Genomic DNA, 12,831 nt, shown 5'->3' with positions numbered 1-12,831 from the left:
TCGACTTTATATTTATTACACAGTCGTGCAGTATATTGATCGCAAAAAAATGATCAACATATTTTCCATGTGGATAATAAAATAATTAGTCAAAGTGTCCGGTTTCTGGTAAAAATAGGCGCGTTGATTAATATTCGGGAAAATTCGAACTATGACAGAAAGAAAGCAAGGCCGTAGAAGTGCCGAAGCCGCTGAGCAAACTAAGTGCCTGATTCTTAGAGTCGCGGCAGATATGTTCTGTGAGTTAGGGTACGAACGAGTTTCGCTTCGCAACATCAGTGAGAAAGCTGGTGTGTCCCATAGTTTGATTCGCCACCACTTCGGCAGTAAAGAGAAGATCTGGCAAGCAGTGAGCGACGGCATGGATGACTTCATGCAAAGCTACATGGCGCAGCTGGTCAACGAAATGCCAGAAAACACCCCGTCTAATCAAAAAATCTACTTGTTCATGGTAAGAATGTTGGCATTTGCACTCATGAACCCGCACCCAATCCAAATGATTGCAGATGCGATTCGCCAAGACGACGACGCCCTACTGCAATACTTCTTGCGTTCGGAAGATGAATTCGCAGCGATCTTCACTCAGCTATTCTCAGAATATAATCGAGAGTTCCCTGAAAAACCGACCGATCAATGGGAATCAAAGTGGCAAATGCTGCTGTTCGCTCATGGCGCAGTGAGCCTAACGCCGATGATGCAAAAAACATGGCCAGCGATGGCAGAAAACCGAGATAAGCTACTGATCAACCATTGGGAGCTGTTCAACACCATCATGGCGAACCAGTTTGGTATCAGTAAAGAAGACATGATTCACCCAGAACATTTGAGTGAAATCGTGATTAAGATGTGCTGTCCGATTGAAGAACTGACCGCTTAACAGGCGCCTGTTCAACAAACATAAAAATGCCGAGCACTGAGCTCGGCATTTTTGTTTGTACTTGTCGCTTCAGCGAGGAAACGAAAGGAAGCTACTTCATCGTTACTTATTCCTAAACGCAGCACTGTAGTTATGCAGCGCGTGGGAGGTAGATTCCTAGTCTCGCTGAATGACGATCTTTAATTAGCTCACTAAATAATAAGCTAATTATCCGCGGTAGTAGCGCTGTGGTACGAACGGCATTTTTTCTACCGTCATTGGTAGCATTTTGCCACGTACTTCTGCGAACAACTCTGTACCGATCGCCGCTAGATCTGCGCGTACATAACCCATTGATACTGGCTTACCTGCGTTAGGACCTGCTGTACCACTGGTTACCACACCGATCTTGTTGCCTTCTGCATCGTATAGCTCCGCGCCTTCACGCACTGGTGCTTTGGTTTGACCGACTAAGCCAATACGCTTACGAGCAACATCTTTTGTTTCGATTTGCTTAAGAATGATGTCTGCACCTGGGAAACCACCAGCACGCTCGCCATCAGCGCGACGTACTTTTTGAATACCCCATAGTAGGCTTGCTTCAACAGGCGTTGTTGTCGTGTCTAGGTCATGACCGTACAGACACAGACCACACTCTAGACGCAGTGAGTCACGTGCGCCAAGGCCGATCCACTCAACTTCTTCTTCGCCAGTTAGCTTACGAGCAAGCTCTTCTGCTTTGTCAGCTGGTACCGAGATTTCGTAACCATCTTCGCCCGTGTAACCACTACGAGAAACAATGCACTCAACGCCGAGTAGTTCAACTTTGCGAACATCCATAAACAGCATCTCTGCAACTTCAGGAGCAAAGCGTGCTAGTACCTCTGCCGCTTTAGGGCCTTGAATCGCAAGCAGTGCACGATCATCGATGATTTCTAGCTCAATGCCAGAAGGAAGGTGCGCTTGAAGATGTGCAATGTCTTGTTCTTTACATGCTGCGTTTACTACAACAAACAGATGATCGCCAAGGTTAGCCACCATCAAGTCGTCCATGATGCCGCCCTGCTCGTTGGTGAAGAACGCGTAACGCTGTTTGCCTGCGCCCAGGTCAACAATGTCCACTGGTACCAAAGTTTCTAGGAATGCTGCTGCACCGTCACCAATCAAACGAAGTTGACCCATGTGAGAAACATCGAACAGACCTGCTGCATCACGTGTGTGTAAGTGTTCTTTCTTTACGCCTAGTGGGTATTGAACTGGCATGTCGTAACCCGCGAACGGGACCATCTTTGCGCCTACTTCAACATGAAGTGCATGCAGTGGTGTTTTCAGAAGTTCTTGAGTCATTTTCGTCTCCATTTAGATAGACCCGAGAATGCTGTCGGCATTCGCATCGAATAATGTTTCCAATAATAAACACGCTTGATTCAATTTTGCACGAACAAGACATCCCTCGACTTTCAAAAGTGTGACTTTTAACATTTTAATCACAACAAAACGCACAAAAAAGGCGCTCTGTTGAGTGAGATATCATCAACAGAGCGCCATCATAACGCTTTTAAAACCAATAGCAATCGTTTGCCTTCACTATAGGAAATTTACAACTATTTATCACTATTTGGCTGTGACCCACAAAATGTGCGCGTCTTCCTCACTCACACTGGTCAACATATGACCCATGTTCGCATCGTAATACACACTATCGCCTTCGCTTAATACAACAGGCTCATAGAACTCAGAATAAAACATCACTTCACCGGATAAGATAAGCAAAAACTCTTCGCCATCATGACGAACCCAGTCTTTGTATTCATCAAAACTGCGGGCACGGATTTGGCTCTTAAAAGGCATCATTTTCTTATTGGAAAGTTGAGTCGCCAGAAGCTCATGCTCGTAGGTTTGGGTTGGGTGTGGTTTACCCTCTTTCTTCTTGGTCACATCTCTACGCCCTGTCGCCACCTTTTTCCTTGGTGGTTCAAACAGTTGCGGCATATCAATTTGCAAGCCGTGCGCTAATTTTTGCATGGCTTGGAACGTCGGAGAAATCTGTTCGTTCTCTATCTTACTTAGCGTAGAACGTGCAAGGCCAGTACGTTGGCTCGCCTCTTCTAACGTAATGCCGAGTTTGGAGCGGATATCTTTGATGCGTTGACCGAGCTTAAGCGGTTCAATATTTTGGTCTTGCTGCTCTTTCGCCAACGTCATTGACGGGTATTCATCGTAAATACTTTCTGCCATAAATCCCTCTTTAAAACTCCCTTATTCCTTTCTATTAGCATTGTGCATGAAGCCTATAGTGGATAAAAGTCCACCGAGTTAATTAAAGCGTGCTCTTGTTAACAAAACCAGAAATCTCGTTTCCTATAGGAAATTTTTGGTTGATTGTTCGTGCCGCAGGCGCTATGTTACCAACTTGTTAGATGTAGAGATGCACATTTCCGTAAGAGATTGGAGAAGGAAAACCACAATCCGACGGAGTTTTGCCCACTTATTCGGGCCGAAAGTCACTCTGTTCTGCTATGCAGTTCAGCTGTTTTGAGGACAAATGAACCACCATCGCAATCAAACAACTATTTCTACTGCGGGTTCATTTTCAGATTTGGAAGGTCAACTACCATGAACAAGAGTTACCCTAACCACAGCTTGGAAAACTTTTTCTCTACCAACCTCTCTGCGACAGATGACGCTGTCTTTGCTGGAATTCAGGCAGAATTCGCTCGCCAAAACGAACAAATCGAACTTATCGCTTCTGAGAACATCGTTTCTAAAGCGGTAATGCAAGCTCAAGGCACATGCCTAACAAACAAATACGCTGAAGGTTACCCAGGTCGCCGTTACTATGGTGGTTGTGAGCACGTAGATACAGTGGAAGCCATTGCTATCGAACGCGCGAAAAAACTTTTCAATTGTGAATACGCAAACGTTCAACCACACTCAGGCGCTCAAGCAAATGGCGCAGTAAAACTGGCATTGCTTCAACCTGGCGACACCATTCTTGGCATGTCTCTAGACGCAGGTGGCCACCTAACGCACGGTGCTCGCCCTGCACTTTCTGGTAAATGGTTTAACGCAGTGCAATACGGCGTTGACCGTGAAACACTAGAAATCAACTACGACGACGTTCGTGAGCTAGCACTTGAGCACCAACCTAAAATGATCATCGCAGGTGGTAGTGCCATTCCTCGTACTATCGACTTCGCAAAATTCCGTGAAATCGCAGACGAAGTAAATGCGATTCTTATGGTCGACATGGCGCACATCGCTGGTCTTATCGCAACAGGCGCGCACCCTAGCCCGCTTCCTCACGCACACGTTGTTACTACAACAACGCACAAAACATTGCGTGGCCCACGTGGCGGTATGATCCTGACTAACCACGAAGACATCATTAAGAAAATCAACTCTGCGGTATTCCCAGGTTTACAAGGCGGCCCACTGATGCACGTGATTGCTTCTAAAGCAGTGGCATTCGGTGAAGCCCTAGGTCCTGAATTCAAAACTTATATTGATTCAGTGATCAACAACGCAAAAGTCATGGCAGAAGTATTGCAAACTCGCGGTTGCGACATCGTAACTGGTGGTACTGACACGCACCTAATGCTGGTTGACCTTCGCCCTAAAGGTTTGAAAGGTAACAAAGCAGAAGAAGCACTAGAGCGTGCAGGCATCACATGTAACAAAAATGGCATCCCATTCGACACAGAGAAGCCTATGATTACATCGGGCATCCGTTTAGGTACGCCTGCGGGTACAAGCCGCGGCTTTGGCGCTGAAGAATTCAAACTCATTGGTAATTGGATTGGTGACGTACTGGATGGTTTGGTTAGCAACCCAGAAGGTGACGCAGAAGTAGAAAAACGCGTACGCAAGCAAGTTAAAGAGCTTTGCAGTCGCTTCCCTCTTTACCAGTAAACGATTTTTTATATCAGAATAAATCCTGACAAGTTATTTGGAGATTAAGCAATGGACAAAACACTGAAGTTTACAGATAGCCACGAGTGGGTACGTGACAACGGTGACGGCACAGCAACTATCGGTATTTCTGAGCACGCTCAAGAGATGCTAGGTGACGTGGTATTCGTTGACCTACCAGACGTGGAAGATGAAGTCGAAGCAGGCGAAAGCTTTTCTTTGGTGGAGTCTGTAAAAGCGGCTTCAGACATCTACTCACCAATCACTGGCGAAGTAGTTGAAATCAACGAAGAACTAGAAGACAGCCCAGAGCTAATCAACGAAGAACCATACGAAGGTGGTTGGATTGTGAAAGTGAAGCTTTCAGACCCATCTGAGTTGGATGACTTAAAAGATGCGGAAGAATACCTAAGCTCTATCGAAGAAGAGTAATTAGGATGAGACGAAAGCTGTCCCCTAGCATAACGATTAGTGGACAGCTTTTTTTCTAGGTTCGGACGTATAATTTAATTTATCAGTAGCGTAAATCCGTTACCCGAACCAAGGAGTAGGTAAAGGACAATGACTGAATTACTTCAAAGCCTCAGCACACAAAACGAGTTCGTTGCTCGCCACAACGGACCAAACAAATCTGACCAACAGAAAATGTTGGAAGCGATCAATGCAGTAAGCCTAGATTCGCTTATCGACGAAACCGTACCAGCACAAATTCGCCTAGAGCAGCCAATGAACTTGGCAGAAGCAAAAAGCGAAGCAGACATGCTGGCAGCAATGCGTAAATTCGCTGATCAAAACCAAATCAAACGTACATTCATCGGTCAGGGTTACTACAACACCTTCACGCCAAACGTAATCCTACGTAACGTGATGGAAAACCCGGGCTGGTACACCGCTTACACACCTTACCAACCAGAGATCTCACAAGGTCGTTTGGAATCACTTCTAAACTACCAACAAATGGTGATGGATCTTACTGGTATGGAAATCGCAAACGCGTCACTGCTTGATGAAGCAACGGCAGCGGCAGAAGCGATGACACTTTGTAAGCGTGCGGGTAAGAGCAAAAGTAACGTATTCTTCGTTGCTGACGACGTTCACCCACAAACTATCGAAGTAGTAAAAACTCGTGCGAAATTCATCGGCTTTGAAGTCCTAGTTGGTTCTCTAGATTCACTGCCAGAACAAGACGTATTCGGCGCACTCGTTCAATACCCAGGTACAACGGGTGAAGTTCGTGACCTAACGGACATCATCGCAAAAGCACAAGCGAACAAAACGCTAGTAACCGTAGCGACTGACCTATTGGCTTCTGCCCTACTAAAACCTGCGGGTGAAATGGGCGCAGACGTTGCAATCGGCTCAGCACAACGTTTCGGCGTACCTATGGGTTATGGCGGTCCACACGCAGCCTTCATGGCAACACGTGACAAGCACAAGCGTACAATGCCAGGTCGTGTTATCGGTGTTTCTATCGATGCTAACGGCAACCAAGCACTGCGCATGGCAATGCAAACGCGTGAGCAGCACATCCGTCGTGAAAAAGCGACATCAAACATCTGTACCGCTCAAGCTCTACTAGCGAACATGGCGTCTTTCTACGCGGTTTACCACGGCGCAGAAGGTCTACGCACGATTGCTCGTCGTACGCACCACATGACCGCTATCCTAGCTGCTGGCCTAACAAAAGGCGGCTTCGAGCTTGTTCACAACAGCTTCTTCGACACCATCACCATCAATACTGGTGCACAAACTGAAGACCTATACGCGAAAGCACTAGCGGCAGACATCAACTTACGTAAGTTGGGTACTCAGCTAGGTGTAAGCTTCGACGAAACCACAACAGTGGCAGACGTAGAAGCGCTATTTGCAGTATTCGGTGTGAAAGAAGAAGTGGCAGCACTATCAACGGAAATTGCTGGCAACGAGTTTGCAGCGATTCCAGAAGCACTGCGCCGCACAACAGAATATCTAAGGCACCCTGTGTTTAACACGCACCACAGCGAAACACAGATGATGCGTTACCTAAAACAGCTAGAGAACAAAGACTTCTCACTAACGCACGGCATGATCCCACTGGGCAGCTGTACGATGAAGCTGAACGCAGCAGCAGAGATGATTCCCGTAACGTGGCCTGAGTTTGGTTCGATCCACCCGTTCGCACCAGCAGAACAAGCAGCCGGTTACGCAGCACTAGCAAAAGATCTGAAAGAGAAGCTATGTGAAATCACAGGCTACGACGCATTCTCACTGCAACCAAACTCTGGTGCATCGGGTGAGTACGCAGGTCTTATCGCGATTCAACGCTACCACGAAAGCCGTGGCGAAGGTCACCGCAACGTATGTTTGATCCCAAGCTCTGCGCACGGCACTAACCCTGCGACAGCGTCTATGGTGTCAATGAAAGTGGTTGTGGTTAAGTGTGATGAAGAAGGCAACATCGACGTCACTGACCTAGCAGCGAAAATCGAGAAGCACAAAGACAACCTATCAAGCATCATGATCACTTACCCTTCTACGCACGGCGTATACGAAGAGCAAGTGAAAGAAGTGTGTGAAATGGTTCATGCCGCGGGCGGTCAGGTTTACCTAGACGGCGCAAACATGAACGCACAGGTTGGTCTAACAACACCGGGCTTCATCGGCTCAGACGTTTCTCACTTAAACCTACACAAAACCTTCTGTATCCCACACGGTGGTGGCGGTCCGGGCATGGGTCCTATCGGTGTGAAATCGCACCTAGCGCCTTTCCTACCAGGTCACATTGAAAACGGTGCAGACGGCGAAAACTTCGCAGTTTCAGCAGCGGATATGGGTAGTGCGTCTATCCTGCCTATCTCTTGGGCTTACATCGCAATGATGGGCGAAGCTGGCCTAACAGACGCAACGAAAGTAGCAATTCTGAACGCGAACTACGTGATGGAGCAATTGCGCCCTCACTACCCTGTTCTTTACCGTGGCTCTAACGGCCGTGTAGCGCATGAATGTATTATCGACATTCGTCCACTAAAAGAAGAAACAGGCATCAGCGAAGAAGATATCGCGAAGCGTCTAATGGACTACGGTTTCCACGCACCAACCATGTCGTTCCCTGTAGCAGGCACGCTAATGGTTGAGCCAACGGAATCGGAAGATCTAGAAGAGCTAGACCGCTTCTGTGATGCGATGATCGCAATCCGTGAAGAGATGACGAAGGTTAAGAACGGTGAATGGCCGCTAGATAACAACCCGCTTGTTAACGCGCCACACACTCAAGTTGACCTAGCGAAAGATGAATGGGATCGTCCTTACTCTCGTGAGCTTGGCTGCTTCCCTTCTAAAGCAACCAAATCTTGGAAGTACTGGCCAACAGTAAACCGCGTAGATAACGTTTACGGCGACCGTAACCTAATCTGCTCGTGCCCAAGCATCGATAACTACGAAGATTAATTTTTGTAGATGATCACAGATAACCAAGTTGGAAACTGTGATAACCGAGTTGGAAACCGATAACTAAATTGGAAACTAACTTGAATTAAAAAGGCGAACCGTTTGGTTCGCCTTTTTCACGTCACTATCACCTAGAAATCACTGTCACCAAATTACAAGTAGATAGAACCCCACTACATCATTTCAATTTCATCTTGAGTAAACCAGCCAGACTCTAAACTCTTCTTCTTTACAGCTTTGGGATCTTTGGTATAAGCAACGACAGCTAAACTCTTTTCTGCCCTACTACATATCACATAAAACAACCTTCTAGTTCTTGATAGAACAGAGTCTTTGCCTTCTGATTGATTTCGTATATCCGTCTGGGATAACTCTTGAGCACCAAATAGTTTTTCATAGCGGAACAGGAATCCATTTGCACTGTTATCGTCCATAATTGCCATAACACGATCAAACTCTAACCCTTTAACCCCTTGATGTGTTCCATACCCTAACTCTTCATTAATATAAAGCGCGTAGTTTGCCAAATGGCTGATAGGAGCTAAAAGAGCCTGATTCCATGCAATTGACCGTTTGCTCAAGTTCTCCTCCTCATCATCGTTTTTCAGGCTGGATGATTCTACAAGAAGAGCATTTAGTTCATCAGGAATATAAAGTAGCTTGTAAGCTTTTATCAAGAGCAATACCTGCGCTAAGGGAGGATCTAGCTCCGAGACTATGGCCCTAATTTCTTCAACCGACTGATCCGTATTTTTAAGAGTCGATATAGGATCTAAACAAAAATCCGCGTTAGTGGAGCTAATAACACCAGAATACTTTTTGATAATGTTTGCGATGGCAAACTCATCTCGAACTCTGATCGCGTCAACAAGAGGTAACAAGCTACTACACAAAAACCTTAAAGAAGCATTTGTTCCGTTAAGTAACGAATCTCTGAGACTGTCAACTGTTGCAAGTGGCAAATAAAACTTATCAAAGTTACCCCTGATAGCTGCCATTGCATGTTCCAGAGTAAGAGCTTTTATCTGATTTGGCTCAAGCCACAAAGAATCCTCTGAAATAGCTGACATCTTAGCTCTAATTGAAGCTTCTACATCTCGCTTATGTGCTGTATCAGAATCAACAATAAACAACCTAACGACTCCAAGCGACGCACCAGCTTTTGGCTCCTGCTTTTTCTTATCATCCTCTTCGCGAATACTGTTAATTAACTCTACTACTCGCTGCGGGCAGCGGTAATTAATCGTTTTCGAAGGGGTCTTCCAATCGTCAGGCAAGGAGGACTCTAGATCATGTTTCCCTCCTCCGTAGATCCTTTGCATGAGGTCTCCAAATAACCCAAGAGAAAACTTCGAACGATTCAAACTTTGAGTTTGAATGAAAGCCTCCATGAGCTCTTTTCTGGTGTCCTGGCTTTCATCGATTAAAAGTATGGGATACCTATTTGTAAGTATATTTTGAAGTAACGGGCTCTCGTTCAATAGAGTTGCAGTGATCTGTATAACTTCTTCATGAGAAACCGTACCTCTTTCGATCCTATTACTTGTAGGCGAGTACGAAAATTTTCTGACTAATCGTAATTCGTCTAATCTCGTAGCTTTAGCCTCTCTCTTTCTAATATTTTGCTGAGCTGTCTTACCGTTGATGTCTCTAGCGTTCGAGATTTTTAAGTCAAGCTCCTCGATATCAGCACTAAGTTTTGTCCTAAGCCACCCTTTAATATCTTCGGTAAACGGCTTAATCATCTCCCAAACAAAGCTATGGATTGTGGATACATGAAACAATGGATCATAAGACAAGCGCCGTTGAATCTCGTTACACGCCGCATTGGTATATGTTATGACCCCGACCCGTTGACCATTTTGGATAAGGCGACCTAAGTTCTTCTCTCGTATTTCTTGTAATACATTTACTAGAGACCTAGTTTTACCTGAACCAGCACCAGCAAATAATAGAAAGCTCTTGGGGTTATCAAGGTTTAGGTATCCGTAGATTTCATGATCGACCCCGATTAGGCTGTTAGGCTTACTCACCAATCATTTCCTCCATGATTTCAGAGGCTTGATCTTCTGGTGCCCATGTGTATTCTAAACTCATCGTCTCTAGCTCACCCTCTAGCCAAACCAGCCCCTCGCTTATGTATTCAGGAACACGCAGCTCGTTTGGTTCAACATCATATAGTAGATCTAAAGCCATTTTTGCTTTCTCTCCATCGAGAGCTTTATACATGGCATTGCAACAAGCATTTAGTGTTGTCATTTTCGTAGCCAAATGCATTTTCTTTACCATTCCAGTTGACTTACTTAGCTTCCTAAATAACTCCAAGTTCGTCAGAGCTACTGCATCTTCGAACGTATAAGGAATAACTTCTTTCGTCGTTCTCGCTTTCGGCGTAAATTTTGTCTGAATGCCATATTGGAAAGATACGCGAACGTTACTTTGAACTTTTTGCTCAGGCGGTAGGTCAAGCAGGTCGTCCAAAGTCAAATTACCAAATTCAAACCAACTTTTTAGTGTTTCACTGCCAAACTCTAAAGAAGCCCCTCTTTTCGGGCGAGCTTTTTTCCCTAGCGAGTCACACGCATCAGTATCGGTAATGACTAATGTTGGTAAACCTAGTAGCTCAATAAGAGGACGTAACCTTTGCGCATGAGCACCACCAATTTCCAATATTGAAATATAGCTTCGTCTCAAATCCTGATGATGATTGGAAATGAAATGTGGTAGAAGCATCCGTTCCGCAGCTCCCTCTACCAGAATTACCCCATTAGCAAAGAACAAGTCGCAATGAGTCGTCTTTAGATACCTTGAAACAAATTTGTTCGTGGACGATACATCAGTTTCATTTTTCTTCTCGGAGGGGAAAACTGTCGCAAGGTTCACCACTTCTGCCTGAGGAGTAGGTTGTTCTTTAGAAGCAGGTTTTCTTTTGAAATAACGAAGGGATTCAAAACCTGCTTCATAAGCAACGTAGCTAGAGTGGGTACTAATAACCATTTGGGTCGTTAAGTTAGCTTCAACGGATCCATACTCTCTAAGTACCTTATAGGCTTTACGAACAAAAACCTGTTGTACTTGAGCATGGAGGTGAGCTTCTGGTTCTTCAACCAAAACTAAATGGATAGGTTCAATCGCCGCGTCTTCTTCCGAGCGCTTTTTGCCTATTTTTCCGACCTTCAACCAACGATCTCGGAAAGTAATCAACTGAAAAATTATGTGGATCAAGTTTTTGTAACCCAATCCATTGTATTGCTCAGGAAGAGAAAATGTATTGTCACCGAAATTCTGTTTTCTAACGTCAAAGATTACGGCGGCATCATGCTCTAAAGTATCGATCGGGTTCAACCTGCTCGATAGCTTAATATCAGGATCGGTAAACCCTGGATATCCAAGCTCCTTTATTTCGCCAAGAGTTTTTTCAAAGGCTTTATCCAATCGAGAATCAAACTCGATTTGAGCCTTTTCAACTGCCTCTAACGCATCTAAATCTTCGGCCTCAGGCATATCAGATGGATTTAAATGGCGCTTGTAGTACTCGTTTAGTTGTGAAGATAAGCTGCTAGTTGACTTTCCTAAATCTGAGTGAGGGTCAGAAAAACCTCTTTGTGCTTCAATTGTATCGACTCGAAAAATACCCTTAAATGGATCAGACTCAAAACATATAGAGTCATTTGATAGCGTTTGAGTCTCATCTTTCTTGGAGGGATCAAGTAAGTACGCTTTGATTTCAAATTCAACATGTAACTTTTCTTTAAGGTAGTCTTTAAAGTCTCTAGGCCAAAGTGATAGTTGTTTATCTTTGTTTACCTTAACTACAGCATCTCTTTCACGTACATAGTTTTCTCGCAACCTATCTAAATCTTTGGGCTGATATATCAATCGGACACCTAAAGGTTCTCCATCCCACTTTAAAGTAGGGATAAGATGAGAAACTCTTTGAACTTCTTTAACATCTGCGTCTATCCAAACATCTAACGAAGGACAATAAGGTTGCCAATCAGGCAGTTCTGCTAAAGCTGCCCCCTGTTTCATCCATGATTCAGCAAACTCATTCAATGCAACCCAGTTGCATAATGTAAAATCGGTTGATGTTATTTTTTTGCCCTTATCGAGAAAGCAAATCAACGCATCTGTTGCTGATGTCTTTCCGCTATTATTCGCCCCAACTAAAAGTGTCTGCTCCTTCGCAAACTCCACGCGACAGCGCTTCAACTTTCGGAAGTTTTGAATGTCTACAAAGCTAATTTTCATGAGTTACTCATCAGATAGTAAATAAGCAATCATTTTAATATCTGATGAAATGTAAGTTGTTGATCTATGTATCAAATAAGACCTGTAATTGTTTGGCTTCTAATTCATATCAACACAGTCCCGAATCAGCCTTACTTTGCCTTCCGCGTATTCGTAACTAAGAAAACAACAACTCGTTGACGTTGCTATTAATCAGTAAAGACCTAGGCCAGAGCTTGTCATTACACGCCAAAGGAGCGGGTGCATCAACGCCCTAAAAACGACTAGTGTTTTGCGTCTACACTGTTACAAGGTCGCAAGCAGCTACATAGCCTCTTCTTTTCCTTCAACCAATCATATGCAAGCTACTTTCAAATAGTTCAAACGTCCGAGATATGATCTACGCA

The 12,831-nt window shown here is 44.7% G+C and carries 8 protein-coding genes; 4 read left to right on the top strand and 4 right to left on the bottom strand.

What is annotated here, in order from left to right; genetic code table 11:
- Positions 1-151 precede the first annotated feature (151 nt).
- Positions 152-877, top strand: coding sequence for a TetR/AcrR family transcriptional regulator (locus KHO06_RS21335; protein ID WP_045395771.1), 726 nt, complete (start codon positions 152-154; stop codon positions 875-877).
- 207 nt (positions 878-1,084) lie between these two features.
- Here the strand turns inward: KHO06_RS21335 and gcvT are convergent, their stop codons facing one another.
- Both gcvT and KHO06_RS21325 read right to left on the bottom strand, forming a co-directional pair.
- Entirely contained in the window at positions 1,085-2,203 is a 1,119-nt protein-coding gene (gene gcvT, locus KHO06_RS21330) for a glycine cleavage system aminomethyltransferase GcvT (RefSeq protein ID WP_038889273.1), read from the bottom strand.
- 267 nt (positions 2,204-2,470) lie between these two features.
- Positions 2,471-3,094 (bottom strand): XRE family transcriptional regulator, encoded by a 624-nt coding sequence (locus KHO06_RS21325; RefSeq protein WP_005431308.1) that lies wholly within the window; start codon positions 3,092-3,094, stop codon positions 2,471-2,473.
- 378 nt (positions 3,095-3,472) lie between these two features.
- On the opposite strand from KHO06_RS21325, the gene KHO06_RS21320 reads away from it, so the two are divergent.
- The 3 genes from KHO06_RS21320 (at position 3,473) to gcvP (ending at position 8,194) form a co-directional block, all read left to right on the top strand.
- A complete protein-coding gene (locus tag KHO06_RS21320; RefSeq protein WP_005431251.1) occupies positions 3,473-4,768 on the top strand; it encodes a serine hydroxymethyltransferase in 1,296 nt (431 codons plus the stop codon).
- 51 nt (positions 4,769-4,819) lie between these two features.
- Entirely contained in the window at positions 4,820-5,200 is a 381-nt protein-coding gene (gene gcvH, locus KHO06_RS21315) for a glycine cleavage system protein GcvH (RefSeq protein WP_005431364.1), read from the top strand.
- Positions 5,201-5,329: 129 nt separating this feature from the next.
- Positions 5,330-8,194 (top strand): aminomethyl-transferring glycine dehydrogenase, encoded by a 2,865-nt coding sequence (gene gcvP / locus KHO06_RS21310; protein WP_212583360.1) that lies wholly within the window; start codon positions 5,330-5,332, stop codon positions 8,192-8,194.
- A gap of 173 nt (positions 8,195-8,367) precedes the next feature.
- Here the strand turns inward: gcvP and KHO06_RS21305 are convergent, their stop codons facing one another.
- Together KHO06_RS21305 and KHO06_RS21300 are read right to left on the bottom strand one after the other, a co-directional pair.
- Entirely contained in the window at positions 8,368-10,227 is a 1,860-nt protein-coding gene (locus KHO06_RS21305; protein WP_141179473.1) for a UvrD-helicase domain-containing protein, read from the bottom strand.
- Positions 10,220-12,445, bottom strand: coding sequence for an AAA family ATPase (locus tag KHO06_RS21300; protein ID WP_212583359.1), 2,226 nt, complete (start codon positions 12,443-12,445; stop codon positions 10,220-10,222). Before KHO06_RS21300 ends, KHO06_RS21305 begins: the two co-directional genes overlap by 8 nt.
- Positions 12,446-12,831: the final 386 nt, after the last annotated feature.

Source organism: Vibrio sp. B1FIG11, assembly GCF_905175335.1.
Taxonomy (GTDB): Bacteria; Pseudomonadota; Gammaproteobacteria; order Enterobacterales; family Vibrionaceae; genus Vibrio; species Vibrio campbellii.
The sequence above is the reverse complement of the archived record's forward strand: the minus strand, read 5'-3'. Positions and strand labels throughout refer to the sequence as shown.